At 66.2% G+C, this 24367-nt stretch carries 22 protein-coding genes and 1 pseudogene; 17 read left to right on the top strand and 6 right to left on the bottom strand.

All coding sequences use genetic code 11. The features are described from left to right. Positions 1–23 precede the first annotated feature (23 nt). Positions 24–1829 (top strand): DNA mismatch repair endonuclease MutL, encoded by a 1806-nt coding sequence (mutL, locus tag BM125_RS05665; protein ID WP_092406029.1) that lies wholly within the window; start codon positions 24–26, stop codon positions 1827–1829. Between the two features lie 35 nt (positions 1830–1864). Continuing rightward, on the top strand, positions 1865–2761 hold the full coding sequence (locus BM125_RS05670) for a DUF1684 domain-containing protein (protein ID WP_092405780.1): 897 nt from the start codon (positions 1865–1867) through the stop codon (positions 2759–2761). A 60-nt stretch (positions 2762–2821) separates the two neighbouring features. Here the strand turns inward: BM125_RS05670 and BM125_RS05675 are convergent, their stop codons facing one another. Next, positions 2822–3604 carry an enoyl-CoA hydratase/isomerase family protein gene (locus BM125_RS05675; RefSeq protein WP_092405782.1) on the bottom strand — a complete coding sequence of 261 codons (783 nt, stop codon included), beginning with the start codon at positions 3602–3604 and terminating at the stop codon, positions 2822–2824. Between the two features lie 226 nt (positions 3605–3830). Here BM125_RS05675 and bamJ point away from each other — a divergent pair, with 226 nt between their 5' ends. Further along, entirely contained in the window at positions 3831–4511 is a 681-nt protein-coding gene (bamJ, locus tag BM125_RS05680; RefSeq protein ID WP_092405784.1) for a BamJ family beta-barrel-assembly machinery protein, read from the top strand. A gap of 72 nt (positions 4512–4583) precedes the next feature. Here the strand turns inward: bamJ and BM125_RS05685 are convergent, their stop codons facing one another. Further along, positions 4584–4946 (bottom strand): hypothetical protein, encoded by a 363-nt coding sequence (locus BM125_RS05685; protein WP_092405786.1) that lies wholly within the window; start codon positions 4944–4946, stop codon positions 4584–4586. Positions 4947–5029: 83 nt separating this feature from the next. On the opposite strand from BM125_RS05685, the gene BM125_RS20575 reads away from it, so the two are divergent. The 8 genes from BM125_RS20575 to BM125_RS05720 all read left to right on the top strand — a co-directional run bounded on the left by BM125_RS20575 (position 5030) and on the right by BM125_RS05720 (position 14694). Then, positions 5030–5218 (top strand): DUF1289 domain-containing protein, encoded by a 189-nt coding sequence (locus tag BM125_RS20575; RefSeq protein ID WP_245778810.1) that lies wholly within the window; start codon positions 5030–5032, stop codon positions 5216–5218. Further along, a complete protein-coding gene (locus BM125_RS05690) occupies positions 5215–5832 on the top strand; it encodes a CoA pyrophosphatase (protein ID WP_245778811.1) in 618 nt (205 codons plus the stop codon). The genes BM125_RS20575 and BM125_RS05690 overlap by 4 nt, the downstream gene beginning before the upstream one ends. After that, positions 5829–6710: a sulfurtransferase gene (locus tag BM125_RS05695; protein WP_092405788.1), complete on the top strand. Its 882-nt coding sequence runs from the start codon at positions 5829–5831 to the stop codon at positions 6708–6710. The genes BM125_RS05690 and BM125_RS05695 overlap by 4 nt, the downstream gene beginning before the upstream one ends. Positions 6711–7099: 389 nt before the next feature. Beyond that, the gene (gene rsfS, locus BM125_RS05700; protein ID WP_245778814.1) at positions 7100–7438 is read left to right on the top strand and encodes a ribosome silencing factor; all 339 of its coding nucleotides are present in this window, start codon (positions 7100–7102) and stop codon (positions 7436–7438) included. Positions 7439–7451: 13 nt separating this feature from the next. Beyond that, on the top strand, positions 7452–7922 hold the full coding sequence (gene rlmH / locus BM125_RS05705) for a 23S rRNA (pseudouridine(1915)-N(3))-methyltransferase RlmH (RefSeq protein ID WP_092405790.1): 471 nt from the start codon (positions 7452–7454) through the stop codon (positions 7920–7922). 122 nt (positions 7923–8044) lie between these two features. Continuing rightward, complete coding sequence (locus tag BM125_RS05710; protein WP_092406033.1) at positions 8045–8641, top strand: Maf family protein; 597 nt, start codon at positions 8045–8047, stop codon at positions 8639–8641. An 86-nt stretch (positions 8642–8727) separates the two neighbouring features. After that, on the top strand, positions 8728–10206 hold the full coding sequence (gene rng / locus BM125_RS05715) for a ribonuclease G (RefSeq protein ID WP_092405792.1): 1479 nt from the start codon (positions 8728–8730) through the stop codon (positions 10204–10206). Positions 10207–10587: 381 nt separating this feature from the next. Then, on the top strand, positions 10588–14694 hold the full coding sequence (locus tag BM125_RS05720) for a YhdP family protein (RefSeq protein ID WP_175497929.1): 4107 nt from the start codon (positions 10588–10590) through the stop codon (positions 14692–14694). A gap of 24 nt (positions 14695–14718) precedes the next feature. Here BM125_RS05720 and BM125_RS05725 read toward each other — a convergent pair whose 3' ends face one another. Next, positions 14719–15207 carry an NUDIX hydrolase gene (locus BM125_RS05725; protein WP_092406035.1) on the bottom strand — a complete coding sequence of 163 codons (489 nt, stop codon included), beginning with the start codon at positions 15205–15207 and terminating at the stop codon, positions 14719–14721. A gap of 169 nt (positions 15208–15376) precedes the next feature. On the opposite strand from BM125_RS05725, the gene yddG reads away from it, so the two are divergent. Next, complete coding sequence (yddG, locus tag BM125_RS05730) at positions 15377–16267, top strand: aromatic amino acid exporter YddG (protein WP_217647811.1); 891 nt, start codon at positions 15377–15379, stop codon at positions 16265–16267. A gap of 6 nt (positions 16268–16273) precedes the next feature. Here yddG and BM125_RS05735 read toward each other — a convergent pair whose 3' ends face one another. Next, positions 16274–16579, bottom strand: a complete 306-nt coding sequence (locus BM125_RS05735) for a DUF1244 domain-containing protein (protein ID WP_092405796.1) — start codon at positions 16577–16579, stop codon at positions 16274–16276. Between the two features lie 95 nt (positions 16580–16674). Between BM125_RS05735 and folD the strand changes: the two genes are divergently transcribed. The 3 genes from folD to guaA all read left to right on the top strand — a co-directional run bounded on the left by folD (position 16675) and on the right by guaA (position 20781). After that, a complete protein-coding gene (gene folD / locus BM125_RS05740) occupies positions 16675–17529 on the top strand; it encodes a bifunctional methylenetetrahydrofolate dehydrogenase/methenyltetrahydrofolate cyclohydrolase FolD (protein WP_092405798.1) in 855 nt (284 codons plus the stop codon). A 93-nt stretch (positions 17530–17622) separates the two neighbouring features. Further along, positions 17623–19077 (top strand): IMP dehydrogenase, encoded by a 1455-nt coding sequence (gene guaB, locus BM125_RS05745; RefSeq protein WP_092405801.1) that lies wholly within the window; start codon positions 17623–17625, stop codon positions 19075–19077. 138 nt (positions 19078–19215) lie between these two features. After that, positions 19216–20781 carry a glutamine-hydrolyzing GMP synthase gene (gene guaA / locus BM125_RS05750; RefSeq protein ID WP_092405803.1) on the top strand — a complete coding sequence of 522 codons (1566 nt, stop codon included), beginning with the start codon at positions 19216–19218 and terminating at the stop codon, positions 20779–20781. 557 nt (positions 20782–21338) lie between these two features. Here guaA and BM125_RS05760 read toward each other — a convergent pair. Then, positions 21339–22094 (bottom strand): SDR family NAD(P)-dependent oxidoreductase, encoded by a 756-nt coding sequence (locus BM125_RS05760; protein WP_092405805.1) that lies wholly within the window; start codon positions 22092–22094, stop codon positions 21339–21341. A 120-nt stretch (positions 22095–22214) separates the two neighbouring features. Here BM125_RS05760 and BM125_RS05765 point away from each other — a divergent pair, with 120 nt between their 5' ends. Further along, on the top strand, positions 22215–23120 hold the full coding sequence (locus BM125_RS05765) for a LysR family transcriptional regulator (RefSeq protein ID WP_092405807.1): 906 nt from the start codon (positions 22215–22217) through the stop codon (positions 23118–23120). Between the two features lie 35 nt (positions 23121–23155). Here BM125_RS05765 and BM125_RS20945 read toward each other — a convergent pair. Then, positions 23156–23456, bottom strand: a pseudogene (locus BM125_RS20945) (ubiquitin carboxyl-terminal hydrolase family protein). A 269-nt stretch (positions 23457–23725) separates the two neighbouring features. Here BM125_RS20945 and tadA point away from each other — a divergent pair. Then, on the top strand, positions 23726–24214 hold the full coding sequence (tadA, locus tag BM125_RS05775; RefSeq protein WP_092405809.1) for a tRNA adenosine(34) deaminase TadA: 489 nt from the start codon (positions 23726–23728) through the stop codon (positions 24212–24214). The last annotated feature ends 153 nt before the right edge of the window (positions 24215–24367 follow it).

Consider the following 24367-nt stretch of genomic DNA (forward strand, 5'->3'; position numbering starts at 1 on the left):
ATTCCGTTCCGATCGCCATCGGCATGTCGCGCATTCATTCACTACCTCCCGAACTGGTCAACCAGATCGCCGCCGGCGAGGTCATCGAGCGCCCGGCGTCGGTGGTCAAGGAACTGGTCGAGAACAGCCTCGATGCCGGCGCCCGACGCATCGACATCGACATCGAGGCGGGCGGATCGCGCCTGATCCGCATCCGCGACGATGGCGGCGGCATCGACGCCGAGGATCTTGCGCTCGCGGTCTCCGCACATGCGACCAGCAAGATAGCCAGCTTCGAGGATCTCGAGCGGGTCGGCACCCTCGGTTTCCGCGGCGAGGCCCTGCCATCGATCGCATCGGTCTCGCGCTTCGCGTTGACCTCGAGGACCGCAGCCGCCGACAGCGCCTTTCGCATCGAAGTCGATGGCGGCAAGCCGCATGTCCAGCGCCCGGCCCAGCACGGCATCGGGACCAGTGTCGAAGTGCGCGATCTTTTCTACAACTTGCCGGCACGGCGCAAGTTCCTGCGTGCCGAGCGCACCGAGTTCAACCACATCGACGACCTGGTCAAGTCGATTGCGCTGGCCCGGCCCGGCGTGGAATTCCGGCTCGGCCACAACGGCAAGGTGGTTCGCCTGTTCAAGCCTTCCGCCACGGAGGACGAAGCCGCGCGCCGGGTCAGCGAAGTGCTTGGCGAGGAATTCCTGCGCAACAGCCTGCGCGTCGGCCACGATGGGGCCGGCATGGTCCTCTCCGGCTGGGTCGGACTGCCGACCGCTTCGCGCTCGCAGGCCGATCAGCAGTATTTCCACGTCAATGGCCGGCTGGTCCGCGATCGCGTGGTGGCCCATGCGGTTCGCCAGGCCTATGCCGACGTGCTCTATCACGGCCGCCATCCGGCTTTCGTGCTGTTCCTCGAGCTCGATCCGCAGGGCGTCGACGTCAATGTGCATCCGGCCAAGAGCGAGGTGCGCTTCCGCGAATCGCGGTTGGTCCACGACTTCCTCTATCGCAGCCTGCACGAGGCGCTTGCCGAAGCCCGGGCCGGTGCCGGGCCGATGCCGGATGCGGGTATCGCCGCGGGTGGCGCGGATGCGGCTCGAATATCGCTGCCGATGGCGAGGAACCAGTCAGGCATCCGCTTCGGCATCGGCGAACCGCTGGCGGACTACGCGGCCCTGCTCGGTCGCAATATGGAATCCGCCGCAAACGCGACTCCGCCCGGCGCGCCTGCGGTCGCCCACCCGCAGCGCGACGATGGCCAGATTCCGCCGCTCGGTTTCGCCATTGCCCAGTTGCACGGCATCTTCGTGCTCGCCCAGAATGCGCACGGTTTGATCCTCGTCGACATGCACGCCGCCCATGAACGGATCACCTACGAGCGCCTCAAGCGTGACCAGCAGGGCGAGGGCATCCGTTCGCAGATGCTGCTGGTGCCGATGGCGATCGCGATCAGCGAGCGCGAAGCCGCGATCGTCGAGGAGCAGGCCGAGCGCTTCGCCGAACTGGGTTTCGACATCGTCCGCAGCGGTCCGCAGGGCATCACCGTGCGGCGCGTGCCGAGTCTGCTCGCCGGCGGCGATGTGGCCCAACTCGTGCGCGACGTGGTCGCCGATCTGGCCGCCCATGGCTCGACCACACGGGTCGAGGAGGCCGGCAACGAACTGCTCTCGACGATGGCCTGCCACGGCTCGATCCGGGCCAACCGTCGCTTGAGTTTGCCCGAGATGGACGCACTCTTGCGCGAGATGGAAACCACCGAACGTTCCGGCCAGTGCAATCATGGCCGACCCACCTGGGTGCAGTTGTCCCTGCAGGAACTCGATCGCCTGTTCCTGCGCGGACGTTGAGTGCGCCCGCCCAACCCCGAAAAAGGAAACCCCCGATGCTGATGACGAGTTTGCTGATGGCCGCGAGCCTTTCGGGCGCGCAGGTGATTGCCGCCGACAGCGGTGACGATTACGCGCGGGAAATCGAATCCTGGCGGGCAGGGCGGCTCGAGCGCCTGCAGTCTCCGACCGGATGGCTTTCCCTGGTCGGCCTCGAATGGCTCAAGCCAGGCCGCAACACGGTGGGCGCTGCCAGCGACAACGACATCGTGATTGCCGGGGTACCGGACCATCTCGGCAGGGTCGACTGGGATGGCGACAAGGTCAACATCACCCTCAAGGCCGATTCGGGCGCCCTCATCGACGGCCAGCTCGTCGAGAGCGCCGAGATGCTCGACGACTCGCACGAAAAGCCAACCACGGTTTCCTTCGACAGCGTGCGCTTCTACCTGGTCGAGCGCGCCGGTGGCAAGAAGGGGCTGAGGATCAAGGACAGCAAGGCCGAGACGCGCACGCATTTCCTCGGGCTCGACCATTACCCGGTCGATCCGTCGTGGCGCATCGAAGCGCGCTGGGTCGCCTTCGATCCGCCACACACGCTCGAAATCCCCAACGTGCTCGGCACGATCGACAAGATGACGGTGCCGGGCAAGGCCGTGTTCGTACATGACGGCAAGAGCTTCGAACTGCTGCCGGTCCTCGAGACCGACGATGCGGACGAGCTGTTCTACATCTTCGCCGACAAGACCAGCGGCAAGGAAACCTACGGTGCCGGGCGCTTCTTCTATTCCGCCATGCCGAAGGACGGCAAGGTCGTGCTCGATTTCAACAAGGCCTACAACCCGCCCTGCGCCTTCACGCCCTATGCGACCTGTCCGCTGGCGCCGCCGGAAAACCGGATGCCCGTAGCGGTCCATGCCGGCGAGAAGAAATACCGCGGCAGCAAGCACTGAGGCCTTCGGCCGGGATGCCGGCGCGCGCGTCGACGTACGCGACGCGCCTCGCCGCGCGGTCTATTTCCCGGTGAACTGGGGTTTGCGGCGTTCGAGGAATGCGCGGGTTCCCTCGCGCATGTCCGCGGTCGTGCAGCAGAGCGCGAATGCCTTGCTCTCGTAGTCCATGCCTTCCTCGGCACCGCATTCGCCGCCGATCAGGACCGCATCGAGAATGCCGGCGAGGGCATGCGGTGCGGAAGCGGCCAGCTGGTCGGCGATCGCGTCGATCTCCTGGTCCAGCCGCTCGCCTTCCACGACCTTGCCGAGCAGGCCGAGCTGCAGCGCGCGCTGTGCGTCGACCGGTTTGCCGAGCAGGCACATTTCCAGGGTGGCGGCGCGACCGGCCAGACGCAGCAGGCGTTGGGTTCCGCCAAAACCCGGCAACAGGCCCAGGGTGATCTCGGGCAGGCCCAGGCGCGCCTTGTCGCTGCCGATGCGCAGGTGGCAGCACATGGCCAGTTCGAGTCCGCCGCCGAGGGCAAATCCCTGGATCCGGGCGATCACCGGCTTACCGAGCAGTTCGATGCCGCGCATCATGCGTTGGCCGGCCCGCGAGAACCGCTGCGCCTCGACCGGGCTGAACGCTTCCAGTTCGGCGATGTCGGCGCCGGCGACGAAGGCCTTCTCGCCGGCACCGGCCAGAACGACGACACGGACATGATCCTCGTGGCGGGCCTGCTCGAACGCAACGGAGAGTTCGTTGATGGTCTCGCGATCGAGGGCATTGAGCTTGTCGGGGCGATTGATGGTGAGCGTGCGGATGGCGCCACGATCGCCGATGAGCAGGTTGCGGAAGGCCATGGAAAGTGTCCCGGTACGGATTCATTCAGAAAGTTGGCGGATGATAGCAACACCCCGGGGGGCGAACTTTCGCCGCCTGGCGGACTCTGTCTGGACTGCCCCGCGCGATCCGATTGGAGCTCCGACAGAGCTCAGGTACACTGATCGGCCTTTTTTGGGTCGGTTTGCGCACCGAGCCGGGCCCGCGAAGTTCACTCATCCGTTTCAGATTCCTTCTGGAGGCAGCATGAAATTTGGTTTGTCACTCGCCATGGTGGCGTTGTTTGCAACAGGGGCCGCCCTGGCTCAGGACACGACGTCCCAGAAGGGCAAGCTTTCCTATTCGATCGGCTACCAGATCGGCAAGGACTTCACCGATCGCAAGATGGACGTCGACATCAATACCGTCATCAAGGCCATGCAGGATGCCTACGCCAAGCGCAATCCGACCGTCCCCGAGGACCAGATGCGCGAAACGCTGACCGCGTTCCAGACCAAGATGATGACCGAGGCCAAGGCCGAGTTCGACAAGGTCGCCAACGCGAACAAGGCCAAGAGCGCCCAGTTCATGGCCGAGAACAAGACCAAGAAGGGCATCGTCTCGCTGCCGTCCGGCCTGCAGTACCGCGTCATCGAGGATGGCACCGGCAAGAAGGTCGGGCCGACCAGCGAAGTCACCGTGCACTACCGCGGCTCGCTCTCCGATGGTCTCGAGTTCGACAGTTCCTTCGCCCGTGGCGAGCCGGTCAAGTTCAAAGTCAACGAAGTGATCAAGGGCTGGCAGGAATCGCTGTCGCGCATGAAGGTCGGCGACCACTGGCAGATCTTCGTTCCACCGGATATGGCCTATGGCGAGCGTGGCCAGCCACCGCGGATCGGCCCGAACCAGGCCCTGGTCTTCGACATCAAGGTCATCGATTCGAACTGATCGGTCGCCCGAGCCTGAAGCGAACGCCGCGGCTTGCCGCGGCGTTTGCATTTGCATCGTGCGCCGCGCGGATCAGAGGAAGTCGCGCATTTCCTCGAGGGCGCGCTCCATGTCGAGCTTGATGCGATTGATGATGCGCATGGCCGGCTCGGCACTGGCCTGATCGGGGTCCGGCGAGCTCGCGGCAAAATTGGCCTGGCCGCGAGTGACCGTGTCGGCGTCCTCGTCGGCGACGAACTGGGCCAGGTAGACGTAGCCCTGGCGCAGGCCCTCCTTGACTTCCGGGTGCTCGGGACCGAGTTCCCTGAGCAGGGTCAGGATCGCGAAGCGGATCGATTCGCGCGTGTGCGGCAGCAGGCTTTCGGGCAAACCGTATACCCCGGGTTCGACCTGGGACAGGACCTTGCCATAATCGCTGACTACCTTTGTCGCCATTCCCAGCATGCCCGCCACCAGCCACCCGAATCACCGCTAATGTAACAGCAGCCCGCTGCCACCCGACAGGATCGAACCCGCGCATGCAGATCAGTTTTCCCCAACCGGTTCTCAGTCCCTGCATCGGCATCTGCCAACTCGGCGACGATGGATACTGCGTCGGCTGCCTGCGCAGCACTGCCGAGATCGGTCGCTGGCTCGCGATGAGCGCTGCCGAGCGCGAACATGTGATGAACGTGGTCCTGCCCGAACGCGAAGCGGAAAAGGCATGAGTGAGCACGCCGACCTGGCCCGCCTGCGACGCGCCGTGCGCACGCTCGCCGATCCGCCGCAGCCGCCGGGCTGGAACGCCCATGAATTTCCCGAATTGTGGTCCGAGCATCCGCCGCTGCGGCCGGCCGCCGTGTTGCTGCCCGTGGTCTGTCGCGGCGCTGCGCTGAGCATGCTGTTCACGCGGCGCAACGAGTCGATGCGCCACCACGCCGGCCAGATCAGCTTTCCGGGCGGCGCGATCGAGGCCGGCGACAGCGATGCCATTGCCGCTGCCGTGCGCGAGACCCATGAGGAAACCGGAATACGGTCACACTTCATCGATGCGTTCGGCTACCTGGACTGCCTGGATACGGTTTCCGGATTCTCGGTCACGCCGGTGGTAGCCGCCGTTCGCGACGGATTCGAACTGGCACCCGACCCCGGCGAAGTGGCCGAAGTGTTCGAGGTGCCGCTGGATTTCATCCTCGAACCCGGTCGCATGCGCCGCTCGGAAATCCTCTGGCACGGACGTGGTCGCGAGATCTTCGAGTTCGAGTTCGCCGGCAAGCGGATCTGGGGAGCGACCGCCGCTATCCTGCAGAACCTGCTGCGCCGGATGGATGTCGCCGAATGAACACCGGAACCCTGATCGGGCCCGAAGAACTGGCCACATTGCTGGTCGAGGCGGATCCACTGGTCATCGACTGCCGCAAGGCGCTCGATGCGCCACAGAGCGGTCGCGTGGCTTATGCGGCGGCGCACATACCTGGGGCGTTGTACGCCGACCTCGACACCGATCTCTCGGACCTGTCGAAAAGCGGTCTCGGCCGCCATCCGCTGCCTGATGAGTCGGCGTTTTCCGCCGTGCTCTCCGCCTGGGGCTGGCATCCGCAGAGGGTCGTCGTCTGCTATGACGATGCTGGAGGTGCCCTGGCGGCGGCCCGCCTGTGGTGGATGCTGCGCCTGGTCGGCGCGCGCAGCGTGCGCGTCCTCGATGGCGGCTACCAGGCCTGGTGTGAGGCCGGCCAGGCGACCACGTCGGTGGCACCTACATCCGGGTTCGGTGAGGTCTCGGTGCGCTTCGACGCCAGCCAGTTGGTCGGTTTCGAGGCATTGCAGGCCGGCCTTTCCGAGGCCTCGCTGCGCCTGCTCGACGCGCGCGGTGCGCCGCGCTATCGCGGCGAGGTCGAGCCGCTGGATCGCGTCGCCGGCCATGTGCCCGGGGCATTGAATCGCCCGTTTGCCGACAACCTCGATGCAGGAGGCCGGTTCAAGCCACCGGCTCAGCTGGCGGCGGAGTTTGCCCCGCTGATCGCACCGTATCCACCGGCGGCGGTCGTCCACATGTGCGGTTCCGGGGTTACCGCCTGCCATAACCTGCTGGCCATGGAACACGCCGGAATGCCGGGTTCCCGGCTGTTCGCACCGTCCTGGAGCGGTTGGCTCGCCGATCCGGCGCGCCCGGTCGAGACCGGAGCGGGGCCGGAAGCTCAAAACGCTGCTGCGAGTTGAGCAGGGCTGCGGCGACCGAAAGCGCCCACTGCCGCACAAGGATCTGTCATCGGTTTGGCCCTATACTGCGGCTGCGTCGTTCCCGGCGCGCCGCCTGAGACGAGGTTGACTTCACCTTGAGTACGTCCGAAACACGCGTCCGGCCGCGCCGGGCAGGAAACACCACCGCCGCGAAGAAGGCGACGGCCAGCCGCAAGAACGCCACCGGCAGCAAGAAGGATCCTGCCCGGTTGCCGGCCAAGTCCCCGGCCCGGGCCATGCCGGCGGCGAGCAAGCGGACCCCCAAGGCTGCCAGCAAAACCACCTCCAGGGCAGCGCCGAAGAAGGCGCCTGCGAAGACGCCGCGAAAGCGCGTCAAGCCCGACCTCGGGCAGGATGTCTACGCGCGCCTGCATGGCGCGGTGACGACCGCGCTGGAGGACCTGAAAGCGCGTGATACCCGCGAAATCGACGTCCGCGGCAAGACCTCGGTGACCGATCTCATCGTCGTGACCAGCGGCACCTCGACCCGGCACGTCAAGTCGATCGCCGACGAAGTCGTGCGTTCGGCCAAGAAGATCGGCCTGCCGCCGATCGGCGTCGAAGGACAGCGCGAAGCGGAATGGGTGCTGGTCGATCTTGGCGACATCGTCGTCCACGTCATGTTGCCGCGCACGCGCGAGTTCTACGGACTCGAGCGCCTATGGACGGTCGGCGACGAGGATCACCCGGAAATGCTCGCGGGCTGAAACAGGAGCGGCCATGCGCACGCGGCTGATATCGGTCGGCGAGCGCATGCCGTCATGGGTCGCCGAGGGATTCGCCGAATACCGCAAGCGGCTCTCGCGCGAGCTGCCGATCGAACTCGTCGAGATTCCGCTCGGCAATCGTGGCAAGGGCCGGGACCCGCTGCGTGCCGTGACCGACGAAGGCACCGCCGTACTCGCGGCGCTGACCGGCGATACCCATGTGGTTGCCCTCGATGGCGCCGGCAAGACCTGGAGCAGCGAACAACTGGCGACCCAGCTCGCCGGCTGGCGCATGCAGGGGCGGGACCTGGCGATCCTGATCGGTGGTCCGGATGGCCACGCCCCGGCGGCGCTGGAGCGCAGCCAGCAACGCTGGTCGCTCGGGCCGCTGACCCTGCCGCACATGCTGGTGCGCCTGATCGTCGTCGAGCAGCTTTACCGGGCGGCGACGATCCTCGCCGGACATCCCTACCATCGGGCCTGAACGAGGCCGGCGGTCCGTCGTGCCGGCATCGATTCCGGTTCGGTCCACGCTGCCGCACGATGGCGAAGTGGCCGGGGGGCGGAAAGGGCAGAATCGACACGCTGGTCCACGCAATTGAATTCATGATCTATCTTGCCTCGCAATCGCCGCGTCGCCGCCAGTTGCTCGAACAACTCGGTATCGTCTTCGATGTGCTCGACGTCGACATCGACGAAGTCCGAGCCGAGGGTGAGCCCGAACTCGAGTACGTCAATCGTGTAGCCCGCGAGAAGGCCGGGGCCGGGTTCATCCAGGTGGCTGCGGTCGCCGGCGCCCTGGTCATCGCTGCCGATACCGAAGTCGTGCTCGATGGCGAGGTCTTCGGCAAGCCGCGCGACGCGGCCGATGCCGCGGCCATGCTGGCCCGTCTTGGTGGCCGCACGCATCGCGTCGTCAGCGTGGTCTGGTGTGTCGGCGCGGCTGCCGAAGAGCGCGCCGTTTCGATTTCCGAGGTCAGCTTCGCGCCGTTCGGGCCGGGCCAGATCGAGGCCTATGTCGCGACCGGCGAGCCGTTCGGCAAGGCCGGTGCCTATGCGATCCAGGGACGGGCCGCGGCCTTCGTCAGCCACCTCAGTGGCAGCTATTCCGGGGTCATGGGCCTGCCGTTGCACGAAACTTCACAATTGCTGCACCGATTTCAGCGAAAATGGACGTCCAACGCGGGTTCTTCTCCGCCCTGAACCCGCCACCGCCGCGCTTTCGGCATTCGACAGGCGCGGTCCCGCCAGCTATAAATCGCTTCAACTCCTGCCCACAAGTTCTTGTCGTGACCGAAGAAATCCTGATAAACGTGACTCCGCGCGAAACCCGCGTCGCGCTGGTCGAGAACGGCATGCTGCAGGAAATGCATATCGAGCGGGCGAGCCGTCGCGGCTATGTCGGCAACGTCTACAAGGGCAAGGTCAGCCGGGTCATGCCCGGCATGCAGGCCGCGTTCGTCGAGATCGGACTGGACCGCGCTGCGTTCCTGCATGCCTCGGACATCATCCGCCCGCACTCGACCCTGCTCGGTGAGAACGGCGAGTCCGCGCCATCGCCGACGCCGCCGATCAACGAATTGCTGCGCGATGGCCAGGAGATCGTGGTCCAGGTCGTCAAGGATCCGATCGGCACCAAGGGCGCGCGACTGACCACCCACCTTTCGATTCCCTCGCGCTATCTGGTGCTGCTGCCCTACAGCACCGTGCTTGGCGTTTCGGTGCGCATCGAGGACGAAACCGAGCGCATGCGCCTGAAGGAGATCCTGGCCGAATCGATCGGCGGAAATCCGCTCGGCTATATCGTGCGTACGAACGCCGAAGGGCAGACCCGCGAGGCCCTGGCCGAAGACATCGACTATCTCGGCAAGCTCTGGCGTTCGCTGCTCGACGGCATGGCGACGGCGCGCGTCGGCACGCGTGTCTACGAGGACCTGCCGCTGGCCTTGCGTGCACTGCGCGACCTGATGCGGCCCTCGATCGAGAAGGTCCGGGTCGATTCGCGCGAAACCTACGACAAGGCGGTCGAGTTCACCAGCCAGTTCATGCCCGATCTTGCCGATCGCATCGAGCACTATCCGGGCGAACGCCCGGTCTTCGACCTGTACGGCATCGAAGATGAAATCCAGCGTGCCCTGCGCAAGGACGTTCCGCTGAAATCCGGTGGCTACCTGATCGTCGACCAGACCGAGGCGATGACGACCATCGACGTCAACACCGGCAGTTTCCTCGGCACCCGCAACCTCGAAGAGACCGTCTACCGGACCAACCTCGAAGCCGCGCAATCGGCAGCACGCCATCTGCGCCTGCGCAATCTCGGCGGCATCATCATCATCGACTTCATCGACATGACCGACGAGGAGCACAAGCGCCAGGTGATCCGCCAGCTCGAAAAGTCGCTGGCCCGCGATCATGCCAAGACGACCGTGTACGACATGTCGCCGCTCGGCCTGGTCGAGATGACGCGCAAGCGCACCACGGAAAGTCTCGAACGCCAGCTCTGCGAGCCCTGCCCAGCCTGCAGCGGGCGCGGCACGATCAAGACCGCAGAGACCGTGACCTACGAGATCTTCCGCGAAATCACCCGCGCGGTGCGCCAGTTCGACGCCGAAAAGCTGCTGGTACTGGCGACGCCGGAAGTGGTGGCGCGCATCCTCGACGAAGACTCCACCGCGGTTGCCGAACTCGAGGAATTCATCGGCAAGACGATTCGCTTCCAGCCCGAAGAGCACTATTCGCAGGAGCAGTTCGATGTGGTGCTGCTCTAGGGAGGCTCTGAACAAGTGGCGCAACCGTCACGACACCTGCCTGCGCGCAGATCGCGACGCGCCGGCGCAGACAGACTGGCCGTCTCTCAAGTCGGCGCAACAAAGAGCTGCGCGCAAGCAGGCGTCGCCCAAGCGCTTGATCCGATGGATGAAGGGTGTCGTCCAGAAGGCCCGCCAAAGGCACCGCGCGGCTCGTCAAGACAACCAGCCTTCACTTCGCCACGCACTACGTTTGGCGAGCCTTCTGAACGCCATGACGATTGCGCCACTTGTTCAGAGCCTCCCTAGCGAAGGCCTGCTCCAATGGCGCAAGCGTCGAAATGCGCCGCTGCCCGGATCCCGCCTGGCGCTGGCGTGGCCGATGCGCGTCGGTCCGTCCCGATGACCCCATTTCGCCGACGTCTGCGAAAACTGCGCTTTTTCCTGCAGGCGGCGGTCGTCACCCTGATCATCACCGCCGCCGTGCTGGTCGGATTCGCCCAACTGGCCTTGCCGTGGCTGGCCGACAATCCGCAACGCATCGAAGGCTGGCTGTCGCAGCGGCTCGCGCGACCGGTCAGCATCGGCCATGTCGGCAGCCTGTGGACGCGGGCCGGACCACGCCTCGTACTCGACGATCTGCGGATCGGGACCGCTACCAGTGGGGAGTCCGCGCTGCTGCTGCCGCGCGCCGAACTCGCCCTGAACCTGTATGCGGCTTTCCAGCGCAACCGGGCCTGGAACGAATTCCGCCTGGTCGGACTGGACCTCAGCCTGGTGCGCGGCGCCCAGGGCGAATGGCACCTTCGCGGCATCGATGCGAGCAGCAGCACGGGCGGTTCGATGGGCGCCCTCGGCGCGGTCGTCCTGGTCGACCTGAAACTGGCGGTGGTCGACGAGCAACGCGATCTCAAGCTCGACCTGCGCGTACCCGAATTGCGCGTGGTCAACCTCGGCAACATCACCCGCATCCTCGGCCAGGTCGGCAGCAGCAACGCCGGCGCCTCACCCCTGACCCTGGTGGCCGACGTCGACGTCGCCGAGCGTTCGGGGCAGCTGTATGTCGGAGGCCGCAATCTCGATCTGGCCGAACTCGCGGCTGGACATTCGATCGGCGGCACCCGCATCGTCTCGAGCAGCGGCGATATCGGCATCTGGAGCAACTGGCGCAGCGGCCGCATCGAGGACATCTGGACCCGGCTCGCACTTTCCGCGACCGTGCTCGAGGCCACCAGCGAGGTGCAGGTAGACGACGGGCTTGCGGTGATCCCGCGCAGCGCATTCGACGAACTTGGCCTGACCGCCCACTGGCAGCGCGCGGGGCAGGGTTGGACGCTCGACGTCGCCGACGCGACATCGACGCGCCAGGGTCTCGCCAGTGCACCCGCCCGGTTCACCGTGCAGCGCATGGACGACGCGACCGAGCGCTACCAGGCCGCTGGAAACGCCATCGATCTCTCCGCGCTCGGCAGCCTCGGGATGCTCTCGAGCGTTGTTCCGGATGCCCTGCGCCACTGGCTGTATCTCGGCAATCCGCGCGGCAGGCTCAGCGCCATCGACCTGCACTGGAATTCCGCGCAGGACTTCGACATCGACATGCTGGTGGACGGATTTGGCTGCCGCAATGCCGGTTCGATTCCGGGCATCGAGCCGCTCGACCTGCGCCTGACCGGCGATGCCGGTGCCCTGCTTCTGGCCATACCGCGACAGGCGACCCAGGCGAGCTATCCGAAGGTCTTCCGCAAGCCCTTCGACTGGACCGCATTCGGCGGCGACCTGGTGGCCTGGCGCGATGGCGACGGTTGGCGCGTGCAGACCGACAGGATCTCGGCGGAGGCCACCAACTATGCGGTCGAGCTGCGCGGCGGCATGGAGCTGCAGGGCGACGGGTCGCGGCCGCTGCTCGATCTTGCGGCCCTCGTGACGCGCGGCGATGTCGAGGCCGCGAAATTGTTCTGGACGGTCAATACGATGCCGGCCAGTTCGGTCGACTGGCTCGATCGTTCCCTGGTCGCCGGCAGCGTGACCCGTGGCCGCGCCCTGGTTCGAGGCGATCTGGACAACTGGCCTTTCGACGACGATTCCGGTCGCTTCGAGGCGCGTGCGGACCTGCACGATCTCGAACTGGCCTACCTGCGTGACTGGCCGAGCGGTGAAAAGCTCGACGTGGTCGCGCGCTTCATCAACAACGGCATGCAGGCCGAGGCCAGCAGCGGCCGCTCGATGGGCGTCACCCTCGACCACGTCGACGCGACCATCGGCAACTTTCATGAACCGTTGCTGGAACTGGCGATCGACGGCCAGGCCAGTGGAGCCGATCTGCTGAGCTATCTTCGCGCGACACCGATCGGCACGCAGCATGCCGCGTATCTGGACGGACTCGGCATCGGCGGTCGCGGGCGTGTCCACGTCGACATCGCGGCACCGCTGAAGGACAGCGACAAGACGACACTGCAGGGGCGCGTCGAACTCGCCGACGCGGACCTCGACGAGTCGACCTGGGATCTTCATTTCAAGCAGGCCAACGGCCGGGTCCGGTTCGATCGGACCGGCGTGCTCGCCGAGCCGCTGTCTGCCCAATACGAGGGGCAGCCGGTCACACTCGGCATTGCCATCGGCAGTTCGGCGACCGATCCGGACAATGCCTTCGAGGGCCGCCTCGACGGAATTCTTCCGACCAGCCTCGTATTCGCGCGCGCCGCAGACCTCGCGCCCGCCATGCCCCATTTCCCAGGGGCAGCGAACTGGCACGTCGACCTGGCGATCGGCGCCGAACACGGTGCCGCCAGCGAGCGCAAGCGCTTGCGCCTGGAGAGCGATCTCGAAGGCGTCGCGATCGACTTGCCCGAGCCGCTCATGAAGGCCGCGACGACGAAAATGCCGTTCGCGCTCGAACTGCAGATGCCGCCGCTCGGGCAGCCGTTCACGGCCTCCCTCGGCGATGTCGCGCGTGTGCGCGGGCGGCTGCCCGGCCCGGCCAGCCCGCTGTCGGCACGTCTCGATCTCGGTCCCGGCAGTGCAAGCGAACCACCGCCGGAGAAGGGCCTCTACGTTGCCGGGCATCCCGCGATCGTCGATGCGGATGGCTGGATCAAGCTGTTCACCGCCGGTGGAACAGGCGGCGATTTCCTCAACGGCATGGCCATCGATGTCGACGATCTGCGCATGGCCGGCCGATCCTTCCCCAACCTGCATGTCGATCTCGTACCGCAAGAGGAAGCCACCTCGATCCGCGTACGCGGCGACGCGCTCGAGGGCGAGCTGGCCGTCTCGACGGTCGACCTCGCGCGGCGCGGCATCACCGCGCAGATGAAACGCGTGCGTTGGCCGGACCTGCCCCCTGGCGACGAGGATGCGCCGGCCCCGCTGTCCGGCGTCGCCCCGGCGACGCTGCCACCGCTGCATTTGTGGGTCGGTGAGCTGCAACTCGGCACTTCGAATTTCGGCGACATGCGACTGGAGACCTTTCCAACCGCGGACGGCATGCGCATCGATCTGCTCGAATCGAAATCGGCCAACCTGGACATGCGGGCGACCGGCGACTGGCAAGGTCCGGCCGGCGAGAACCGTTCGCACCTGGTCATCGACATGACCGCCAAGAGCCTCGGCAGCATGCTCGACTCGTTCGGCTATGAGGGCATCATCGAAGGCGGCCAGACCTTCGCCCGCATCGACGCCTCATGGCCAGGCGCCCCGACCGCGTTCGCGCTCGCCAACACCAGCGGGACGCTCGAGATCGGCGTCGAGAACGGACGCATCCTCGACGTGGATCCGGGCGCCAGCGGCCGACTGTTCGGGTTGCTGTCGCTGCGCGAGATCCCGCGACGACTGTCCCTCGATTTCAGCGACCTGTTCAAATCCGGCATGAGCTTCAACTCGATCAAGGGCTCGTTCGTCCTTGCCGACGGCAATGCGACGACCAGCGACCTGGTCATCGCCAGTCCGGCTGCCGACATCACGATCAGCGGCAGGACCGGATTGCGCGCCAAGGACTACGACCAGGAGATGGTCGTCGTGCCGCGAGCCGGCGTGGCCTTGCCGGTTGTCGGCGCACTCGCCGGCGGGCCCGTGGGGGCCGCAGCGGGCATCGTCGTGCAGACCCTGCTCGGCAAGAAGCTCAATCAGGCGACGCGCTCGCGCTATCGGGTCACCGGGAGCTGGGAGAAGCCCGTCATCGCGCTGGTCAGCAGGGAGTCCGCCAAGGAGCGGCGCAGTCCGGCTGCCGAAAAGCCGGCCGGACCGGAGCCTGCTCCGGTGGGCGTGCCTGGCGGGTTGGCCGAGGACCCCGAGAGAGCAGAAGGCGGTTCCGAACGCGGACCCGAGCCAACGCCACAGTCAAACGGCAGCGCGCCCAGTGGGACAGCCATCCTGCCAGCGCAGGCGCTGCCCGCGGCCGCTCCTCCTTCCGCGCCGGAGACGGTCAAACCCACCGACCCGCCAGCCGTCTCCGTGCCCCCGGCGGAAGATGATCCGGACCCGCAGACCGGAGCGCCTGCGCGTCGTGGTTGAGCCCGCCGCAGGACCGGCTGCCGATCAGATCCGCGAGTAGCTCCACGACTGCATCTGGCCGTCCCGATAGGGCATGACGCCATGGAATGTACGCGGATCGGCATCGAACACGAGCGGCAGGAAGTGGCGGTCGCCATCCCACAGCGGCAGATCGAGGATACGGTCGAGGGCGACCCATTCGAGGCGGCCTTCCTCGTTGCTATCGGGCGGCGTGCCGGTGTAGCGTTCGATCAGGAAGACGAAGCCTAGCCAGTCCTCGCCCTGCTTGCCGAATCCGGGCCAGCTGATCGTGCCGCGCAGGCTCATGCGCGTGCACTCGATGCCGGCTTCTTCATGGATTTCGCGGCGCATGCAGGCGACCACATCTTCTCCGGGATCCATTTTTCCGCCGAGGCCGTTGTACTTGCCGAGGTGCTGGTCGTTGGCGCGGGCATTTCGATGGACGAGCAATACCTGTGAGCGGTCCTCGGAAAGCACGTAACCAAGGGTGGCGACGATCGGGGTATAGGGCATGGGAACGGATGGGCGCGTGATGTGATCGACCATTTTCGCAGATTTGGCGCTGTTATCCGGCTTTGCCTCGCAGTCGGTCCGTGCCTGCATGCTCGAAATCCGTGGCGCGCAGGTGCGGAGACTTGCCCGGTTTTGGAGGGCTTGCGCTCCGCGCGCGGAATGCTGTGTAGTGAGTGAGTCCATTTCGGCGCGTGCGGCCACCTGGAGCGGCGTCTTTGCCATCCTGCTGTGGTCCTCGCTGGCCCTGCTGACCGTGGCCACGGCCGCGCTGCCGCCGTTCGAGGTGCTGGCCCTGAGCTTTGCTGTCGGTGGCCTCAGCGCGCTGTGCATTCCGGTCGCCGGCGGTGGCCGCCTCGCGGCCCTGCGCCAGCCGTGGCCGTCGTTCGGGCTCGCCGTTGCCGCGCTGTTCGGTTACCACGCCCTGTACTTCATCGCCTTTCGCCACGCGCCGGCGATCGAGGTCAACCTGATCAATTACCTCTGGCCGCTGCTGATCGTGGTGTTTGCCGCTTTCGTGCCCGGGGTGCGCCTGCTGCCTGCGCAACTGGCCGGAACCCTGCTCGGTCTGGCCGGCGTCGTGTTCATGGTTACGCGCGGCCAGGGACCGCGTATCGAGGCCGCTCATCTGCCGGGCTATCTGGCCGCACTCGGTGCCGCAGTGACCTGGTCGAGTTACTCGGTCCTGAACCGACGCTTCCAAGCAGTGCCAAGCAGCGCGATCGGTGGCGTGTGCCTGGCGGTGGCCGTGCTCGCCTTGCTTTGCCACCGGCTTTTCGAGAACTCGGTGATGCCGGGTCCCGGGCAATGGCTGGTCCTGGTCCTGATGGGGCTCGGCCCGGTCGGGGTGGCGTTCCGGCTCTGGGACCGCGGCACCAAGCACGGCGATCTCGCCCTGCTCGGCACGCTCTCGTATGCCGCGCCCCTGCTTTCGACCCTGCTGTTGCTGGGCAGCGGCCGGGTCGACGCGCACTGGAGCCAGGGCCTGGCCGTGCTCCTGCTGCTGGCCGGTGCCTGGCTCAGCGTACGCGCATCGATGCGCAGCAGGACGGCGCCTCGCTGATCCGGCTCAGCCTTTCGGCGGATGCGCTCGCTGCGCGGCGGCAAAGGCCTCGAGCTGTTCGGCGCTGGCTTCGCGTTGGTGACGTGCCTTCCAGTCGGCGAACGGTTCGCCGTAGATGCGCTCACGCGCCTGCTCCTTGCCGATATCGAGGCCGCGCTTCTCGCCGGCCTCGCGATACCAGTCGGCCAGGCAATTGCGGCAGAAGCCGGCCAGGATCATCAGGTCGATGTTCTGCACGTCCGGGCGCTCGCGCAGGTGTTCGAGCAGCCGGCGGAAGGCCGAAGCCTCGAGTTCGGTGGTGATGTCGTTCATCAGACTGCTCCGCTCGTCTGATTGCAATCCTAGCATCCCCGTTTGAGCGCGCTCGGCCGGGCATGGATAATGCGCGGTCTTCTGCGGGAGTACCGATGAGCGCACGTCTGCTGGACGGCAAACGTATTGCCGATGAACTGCTCGATCGCCTCGCCGTGCGCGTGCGCGACCGCATTGCATGCGGCAAGACCCAGCCCGGCCTCGCTGTCATCCTGGTCGGCGACGAGCCGGCCTCGGCGGTCTACGTGCGCAACAAGCGACGTGCCTGCGTGCGCGTCGGATTCTCCTCGATGGCCTTCGATCTGCCCGGCGACACGCCCGAATCCGAGCTGGTCGCGCTGGTCGAGCGCCTCAACGCCGATCCGACCGTGCACGGCATCCTCGTGCAATTGCCCCTGCCGGATCATGTCGATGCCAATGCGCTGATCAACCGCATCGATCCGCGCAAGGATGTCGACGGCTTCCAGGCCGAGAATGTCGGTCGCCTGGTCCTGCGCCAGCGCGGCCTGCGCCCGTGCACCTCGAAGGGCGTGATGACCCTGCTCGCGCACACCGACCGGCCGGTGCGCGGCAAGCATGCGGTCGTCGTCGGCGTCTCCAACCATGTCGGCCGGCCGCTCATGCTCGAACTGCTGCTGGCCGGCTGCACGACCACGGTCTGCCATCGTTTCACGGTCGGGCTGGCCGATTTCGTCGGCGCCGCCGACATCCTGGTGGTCGCGGTGGGCCGCCCGGACCTGGTCCGGGGCGAATGGATCAAGCCCGGCGCGATCGTCATCGACGTCGGCATCAACCGGCGCGCGGACGGCAGCCTGACCGGCGACGTCGAGTTCGCCGCCGCCGCCGAACGCGCCGCCTGGATCACCCCGGTGCCGGGTGGGGTGGGCCCGATGACCGTAGCCACGCTGATGGAAAACACGCTCGAGGCGGCCGAGACCTTCTTCGACTGAGCGGCGTCGGTCCGGGGAGGATCCCTGACGGCAATGGCGGGGCAGGGCCCGGAAACGATAGAATGGCGGATCGTCCCGCCGCCCCGCTCGCCCATGCGTCTACTCGCCGAAGCCCTGACGTTCGATGACGTCTACCTCGTTCCCGGTCATTCCGTCGTCCTGCCACGCGATGTCGACACCTCGACGCGACTGACGCGCAGCCTGAACGTCAATGTGCCGATCATCTCGGCCGCGATGGATACCGTGACCGAAGCCCGGCTCGCCATCGTCATGGCCCAGTGCGGCGGCATCGGCATCATCCACAAGAACATGAGCCTCGACCAGCAGGCCGCCGAAGTGCGCCTGGTCAAGAAATTCGAGGCCGGCGTGATCCGCGATCCGCTGACCGTGCGCCCGGACACGACGATTCGCGAGGTCATGCGCATCACCCGCGAACACGGCATCTCGGGCGTGCCGGTGGTCGACAAGGAGGAACTGGTCGGCATCGTCACCAGCCGCGACATGCGCTTCGAGAAGAAGCACGACGATCCGGTCAAGAACATCATGACCCGCAAGGACCGCCTGATCACGGTCAAAGAAGGCGCCAGCGAGGACGAGGTGCTGGCCCTGCTGCACAAGTACCGCATCGAGAAGGTGCTGGTCGTCAACGACGCCTTCCAGTTGCGCGGCCTGATCACGGTCAAGGACATCCAGAAGGCGCGCGACAATCCGCACGCCGCCAAGGATGCCCACGAACGCCTGCGCGTCGGCGCCGCGGTCGGCGTCGGTGGCGACACCGAGCGTCGCGTCGCGGCTCTGGTCGAAGCCGGCGTCGACGTGATCATCGTCGACACCGCACACGGCCATGCGCAGTCGGTCATCGACCGCGTCGCCTGGGTCAAGAAGAACTTCCCGAACACCCAGGTGGTCGGCGGCAACATCGTCACCGCCGAAGCCGCTCTGGCGTTGCGCGATGCCGGTGCCGACGCGGTCAAGGTCGGTGTCGGCCCCGGTTCGATCTGCACGACCCGCATCGTCACCGGCGTCGGCGTGCCGCAGATCACCGCGATCGACCTCGTCGCGAATGCGCTGAAGGACGAGATTCCATTGATCGCCGATGGCGGCATCCGCTATTCGGGTGACCTGGCCAAGGCGATCGCCGCCGGCGCATCGACCGTGATGCTCGGCAGCATGTTCGCCGGCACCGAGGAGTCGCCGGGCGATGTCGAACTGTTCCAGGGCCGCTCCTACAAGAGTTACCGCGGCATGGGCTCGATGGGGGCGATGGAGAAGGGTTCCAGCGACCGCTACTTCCAGGACGCCTCCGATCCCGAAAAGCTCGTGCCGGAAGGCATCGAGGGCCGCGTGCCGTACCGCGGTCCCTTGCGCAGCATCATCCATCAACTGATCGGCGGCCTGCGCGCCTCGATGGGCTATTGCGGCTGCGCGACGATCGAACAGATGCGCACGCGCCCGCAGTTCGTCCGCGTCACCAGCGCCGGCGTCCGCGAAGCCCACCCGCACGACATCCAGATCGTCAAGGAAGCGCCGAATTACCAGTTGAGCTGATTGGGGGCCGGGATTCGGGATTCGAGATTCGGGATTCGTCGAAGCGGTTCTTCGCGAATTGCCGGGACTGGCCTGAAATCTCGCTTCTTGCTCTTGCGAATCTCCAATCCCGAATCCCGAATCCCGAATCCCGGCACCATGAACCTTCACGACGACAAGATCCTGATCCTCGATTTCGGTGCGCAATACACGCAGCTGATCGCGCGGCGCATCCGCGAGATCGGCGTCTATTGCGAGATCTGGGCCTGGGATCACGATCCGGCCGAGATCGCGGCCTTTGGGGCGAAGGGCATCGTGCTTTCGGGAGGGCCGGAATCGACCACGTTGCATGGGGCGCCGAAGGCGCCGCAGGAAGTGTTCGACTCGGGCCTGCCGATCCTCGGCATCTGTTACGGCATGCAGACCCTGGCGGCCCAGCTCGGCGGGTCGACCGAAGCCGCCGACGCGCGCGAGTTCGGTCATGCCGAAGTCGAGGTCATCGACCGCGATGAATTGCTGCACGGACTCAACGACCATCCGGGCAAACCGCCACGGCTGAACGTTTGGATGAGCCATGGCGATCATGTCGCCAAAGCACCGCCCGGTTTCGTCGTCACCGCACGCACCGACCGCATCCCGGTGGCCGCGATGGCCAACGAGGAAAAGCGCTGGTACGGCGTGCAGTTCCATCCGGAAGTCACCCATACGCGCCAGGGCGAAACCCTGCTGCGCCGCTTCGTCGCCGAGATCTGCGGCTGCCGCACGCTGTGGACGGCGGCCAACATCATCGACGACCAGATCGCCCGCGTGCGCGAGAAGGTCGGCAATGACGAGGTCATCCTCGGCCTCTCCGGTGGCGTCGATTCCTCGGTCGTCGCCGCCCTGCTGCATCGGGCCATCGGCGAGCAGCTGACCTGCGTATTCGTCGACACCGGTCTGCTGCGCTGGCAGGAGGGTGACCAGGTCATGGCCATGTTCGCCGAGCACATGGGCGTCAAGGTGATCCGCGTCAACGCCGCGCAACGCTATTTCGATGCGCTGAAAGGCGTTGCCGACCCGGAGGCCAAGCGCAAGATCATCGGCAACCTGTTCATCGAGATCTTCGACGAGGAGTCCGCGAAACTGGCCAATGCACGCTGGCTCGCGCAGGGCACGATCTATCCCGACGTGATCGAGTCGGCCGGCAGCGGCACCGGCAAGGCGCACGTGATCAAGAGCCACCACAATGTCGGTGGCCTGCCGGCGCACATGAAGCTCGGCCTGGTGGAACCCTTGCGCGAACTGTTCAAGGACGAGGTGCGCCGGCTCGGCGTGGAACTCGGCCTGCCGCGCGCGATGGTCTATCGGCATCCGTTCCCGGGGCCGGGCCTCGGCGTGCGCATCCTCGGCGAGGTCAAACCCGAATATGCCGAACTGCTCGCCCGTGCCGATGCAATTTTCATCGAGGAACTGCGCAAGGCCGACCTCTACGACAAGACCAGCCAGGCCTTCGCCGTGTTCCTGCCGGTCAAGTCGGTCGGCGTGGTCGGCGATGCGCGCGCCTACGAATGGGTCATCGCCCTGCGCGCGGTCGAGACCATCGACTTCATGACCGCGCACTGGGCCCATCTGCCGTACGACTTCCTCGGCACGGTATCGAACCGCATCATCAACGAACTGCGCGGCATCTCGCGCGTGGTCTACGACATCAGCGGTAAACCGCCCGCGACGATCGAGTGGGAGTGAATTGACGCGCCGTGCCGTCGGCACGGCTGATCGAGGTCGCACGGGATCCGGTCGGCTTGACTGATGTGACCGACATTGTGGGCGTGTCGAAGCAGAGCATGCGCAAGTCGATGCTGGCCCATCCGGGCGATTCCAGGCGTCGGTACATGAGGGCAGCGCGTCACCATTGCCCCACATTCATGCTCACGCATCGCGCTGTTCCGGGCCTCCGTCTTTGCTTCGCACTGCTCGGATGGCCCTCCAGCCCCGTTTTGCGATCGCGGCCTGCGCGCTCCACTTGCCCGGCAAGTCCGCGTGGGAGGAGAGGGCGCTCTTCCTTTTGTTCCCTTCACCCTATAACGGCGTTCTCGCCGTCAAGGGCTGTGCGCCGCTGGCGCTTGTGGCCTCGGGGCCGGCTTCGGCCTCCTGACTGCTCCCTCTGAGTCGAATCGGGGTTTCCTATAGACAGACACGATCGGGGGTGTACTCGACGCAGTGTCGTCGGTACTCGATTTTTCGCCAGCAAGCCGAAGGCCGCGCCATTGCGCGGCCTTCTCATGTTCGAAAACCACCGGGTATCAGAGCGATTGCCCGCCCGAGACCTCGATGCGGGTGCCGTTGGTCCAGTGCATCGCGTCGGACAGCAGGGCCGTGATGGCGGCGCCGATGTCGTCGGCTTCGCCGACGCGGCCGAGGGCGGTCGTCGAGGCGACGAGGGCGTTGAGGTCGGCGTTGTCGCGCACGGCGCCGCCACCGAAATCGGTCGCGATTGCGCCGGGGGCGAGGACATTCGCGCGGATGCCGCGCTCGCCGAGTTCGCGGGCGACGTAGCGGGTCAGCACTTCGATCGCGCCCTTCATCGCCGCGTAGGCCGAGTAGCCAGGCAGCGTGAAGCGAGCGAGGCCGGATGAGACGAACAGCACGCTGCCGCCCGTGTTGATCATCGGCACGAGGGCCTGGGTCAGCAGGAACGGCGCGCGGACGTGGACGCGGTAGAGCTGGTCGAGTTGCTCGGGCGTCGTGTCGGCAAAGGCCGTGTAGCCGCCGACGCCGGCATTGTTGACGAGGTGGTCGAAGCGCCCGGTGCCGAATTCGGATTCGAGCGTCTTCTGAACCGCACCGACGAATGCAGCGATGTCGGTGGTTTCGGCGTCGAACGGCAGCATGGCAGCCTTGACGCCGTGCGCGCGGATCTCGCGGGCCACGCTCTCGGCTTCGTCCTTTGCCGATCGGTAGGTACCGATCACGTGTGTTCCGGCGGCGGCGAGGTGCAGGGCGGCGGCGCGGCCGAGGCCGCGGCTGGCGCCGGTGATGAGAGCGATCTTTGCGGTCATGGTGGGGTCCCTTTCAGATTCGAGGCCGAACGGTTCGGCCTCTCGGGACGAAAAGATAGGATCGCGCCCTTTGTTCGATAATATGGATAGAAACGTATACGGCATCCGGATTATCGAACAATGAATCGCGCAGACCTCAATACGCTCTCGCAATTCCTCGCCGTCGCCCGGCACCGCAACTTTCGCCGTGCCGCGGCCGAATTGGCGATGTCGACGTCGACGCTCAGCGAACGCATTCGCGATCTCGAGGAGCGCATGGGCGTGCGGCTGCTGAATCGGACCACGCGCAGCACGTCGCTGACCGAAGAGGGACAGCGCCTGTTCGATCGGGTCGGCGATGCGATCGCCGTGCTCGACGATGCCGTCGGCCACACCGGCCTGCACGTCGGCGACTCGGCACTGTCCGGAATGATCCGCATCAACGGCCCGGCGCCCGCGCTCGAACTCAGGCTCATGCCCCTGATCACGTCGTTCCTGCGCGCGCACCCCGGCGTGCGCTTCGACATCGTCTCGGAAGGCGAACTCGTCGACGTCGTCGAGCGCGGATTCGATGCGGGCGTGCGCTACGACGATACGCTCGACCAGGACGTGGTCGCGGTGCGACTCGGTCGCGAGCAGCGCATGATCATCGCCGGCTCCCCGGACTACCTCGAACGTCAGGGCGTCCCTTCGAGCCCCGACGACCTGCACGACCACGCCTGCATCGCACACCGCTTCGCGCGCGGCAACGTGTTGCCATGGTCGTTGCAGCGTGGCGCGGAAACGATCGAGTTCGTTCCCGATGGACGTCTCAGCGTGAATACGGCGGCGATGGCGCGAATCGGGGCGCTCGACGGCGTCGGACTGGTCTATTCCTTCGATGACGACCTTGAACGCGACCTCGAAGAGGGTCGACTCGTCCGCGTGCTGGGCGACTGGACGCCGCCGTTTCCGGCGCCGTCGCTGTATTTCACCGAGCGGCGACTGATGCCGCGTGCATTCCGGGCGTTCGTCGATCACGTCAGGCGTGAAACGCGGGAGGTCTGACGCTCCTGGCATGGCCTTCCGGCGTCTTCATAGGGCTACACGAATCTCGGAATTGGCCCGTCCCGCGGAGTCTGATCGGGCAAGTCGATCTCGATGCGGTCGACGTAGCACCAGCCCCAGCTTTCGGGTGGATCGTAGCCTCGATGATCGGACGGCCGGTGGCGTCGCAGTAGGCCGTGGCGCGCTTGTGCGGAGACGCGTCGCAGCAATCGGCGGGCCGCAGGTTCGGCACAGGCACGGGTGTGCACAAGCGTCTATCGATCGTCAGGCAGCCCTCAATGCCCGACGCACCGGAGTCACGATTGTGATCGTGGCGGTGAGGTCGCATCCCCTCATGGCGGGGGCCCGTGCGTGGCACTCGGAAATCGGCAGGGTGGGGTGATTTTCGTAGTCATCGCTCCAGCAGGCCAGCATGATCCTGGAACTGTGTAGAAGGCCATGGGATCACCGGAGTGGATGTGACCCGATGTGCCATCGGGACGGTGGAATTGAGTGCGAGCGACGATGGCGGTGAGCAGTCTGATCGCTGCAATGCTGCCCGGGCACTGGCATGATGGCGCGCGTCCTCGCCCCTGAACGTTCAACCTGGCCCGCATCCATCCTCAATGGAACTGACTTTGCCAAACCCTTCGCCGGATTTCTCCGCCGATGACGAGCGCTGGATGCGGCGGGCGCTGGAGCTTGCGGCCCACGCGCGCGACGCGGACAGCGAGGTGCCGGTGGGTGCCGTGCTGGTTGTCGACGGGCAGGTGATCGGCGAAGGCTGGAACCGTAACATCACGCTCAACGATCCGAGTGCGCACGCCGAGATCCTTGCCTTGCGCGATGCCGGTGCCAAGCTCGGCAACTACCGTTTTCCGGGTGCGACCCTGTACGCGACACTGGAGCCGTGCGCGATGTGTGCGATGGCCCTGGTGCATGCGCGGGTCGCGCGGGTCGTGTATGCCGCAGCGGATCCGAAAACCGGTGCTGCGGGCAGCGTGTTCGATACCTTGATCTCGCCGCTGCACAACCATCGCATCGAGGTGGGGGCCGGTCTGCTCGCCGTGGAAAGCGGCACGATGTTGCGCGAGTTTTTCCGCAGCCGTCGCTAGCTTGCCGGCAGCCGGATGGTGGATGCGCTGCGCCAATCCAGCCTGCGCATGGGCGCGATCGATCTGGGTGGAACGCAGGGCGGACACGCTTGGCGCATCCGCTGACCCTGCGTGGCGATCGGCATGCGCCGGCGCGTGACCGGATCGGGCTTG

Source organism: Dokdonella immobilis (genome assembly GCF_900115085.1).
Lineage (GTDB): Bacteria > Pseudomonadota > Gammaproteobacteria > Xanthomonadales > Rhodanobacteraceae > Dokdonella > Dokdonella immobilis.

What these genes read in the sequence shown, in the direction of transcription:
- mutL (WP_092406029.1), top strand. Translation starts at nt 24, where the DNA reads ATGTCGCGCATTCATTCACTACCTCCCGAACTGGTCAACCAGATCGCC.
- BM125_RS05670 (WP_092405780.1), top strand. Translation starts at nt 1,865, where the DNA reads ATGCTGATGACGAGTTTGCTGATGGCCGCGAGCCTTTCGGGCGCGCAG.
- BM125_RS05675 (WP_092405782.1), bottom strand. Translation starts at nt 3,604, where the DNA reads ATGGCCTTCCGCAACCTGCTCATCGGCGATCGTGGCGCCATCCGCACG.
- bamJ (WP_092405784.1), top strand. Translation starts at nt 3,831, where the DNA reads ATGAAATTTGGTTTGTCACTCGCCATGGTGGCGTTGTTTGCAACAGGG.
- BM125_RS05685 (WP_092405786.1), bottom strand. Translation starts at nt 4,946, where the DNA reads ATGGCGACAAAGGTAGTCAGCGATTATGGCAAGGTCCTGTCCCAGGTC.
- BM125_RS20575 (WP_245778810.1), top strand. Translation starts at nt 5,030, where the DNA reads ATGCAGATCAGTTTTCCCCAACCGGTTCTCAGTCCCTGCATCGGCATC.
- BM125_RS05690 (WP_245778811.1), top strand. Translation starts at nt 5,215, where the DNA reads ATGAGTGAGCACGCCGACCTGGCCCGCCTGCGACGCGCCGTGCGCACG.
- BM125_RS05695 (WP_092405788.1), top strand. Translation starts at nt 5,829, where the DNA reads ATGAACACCGGAACCCTGATCGGGCCCGAAGAACTGGCCACATTGCTG.
- rlmH (WP_092405790.1), top strand. Translation starts at nt 7,452, where the DNA reads ATGCGCACGCGGCTGATATCGGTCGGCGAGCGCATGCCGTCATGGGTC.
- BM125_RS05710 (WP_092406033.1), top strand. Translation starts at nt 8,045, where the DNA reads ATGATCTATCTTGCCTCGCAATCGCCGCGTCGCCGCCAGTTGCTCGAA.
- BM125_RS05720 (WP_175497929.1), top strand. Translation starts at nt 10,588, where the DNA reads ATGACCCCATTTCGCCGACGTCTGCGAAAACTGCGCTTTTTCCTGCAG.
- BM125_RS05725 (WP_092406035.1), bottom strand. Translation starts at nt 15,207, where the DNA reads ATGCCCTATACCCCGATCGTCGCCACCCTTGGTTACGTGCTTTCCGAG.
- BM125_RS05735 (WP_092405796.1), bottom strand. Translation starts at nt 16,579, where the DNA reads ATGAACGACATCACCACCGAACTCGAGGCTTCGGCCTTCCGCCGGCTG.
- folD (WP_092405798.1), top strand. Translation starts at nt 16,675, where the DNA reads ATGAGCGCACGTCTGCTGGACGGCAAACGTATTGCCGATGAACTGCTC.
- guaB (WP_092405801.1), top strand. Translation starts at nt 17,623, where the DNA reads ATGCGTCTACTCGCCGAAGCCCTGACGTTCGATGACGTCTACCTCGTT.
- guaA (WP_092405803.1), top strand. Translation starts at nt 19,216, where the DNA reads ATGAACCTTCACGACGACAAGATCCTGATCCTCGATTTCGGTGCGCAA.
- BM125_RS05760 (WP_092405805.1), bottom strand. Translation starts at nt 22,094, where the DNA reads ATGACCGCAAAGATCGCTCTCATCACCGGCGCCAGCCGCGGCCTCGGC.
- BM125_RS05765 (WP_092405807.1), top strand. Translation starts at nt 22,215, where the DNA reads ATGAATCGCGCAGACCTCAATACGCTCTCGCAATTCCTCGCCGTCGCC.
- tadA (WP_092405809.1), top strand. Translation starts at nt 23,726, where the DNA reads ATGGAACTGACTTTGCCAAACCCTTCGCCGGATTTCTCCGCCGATGAC.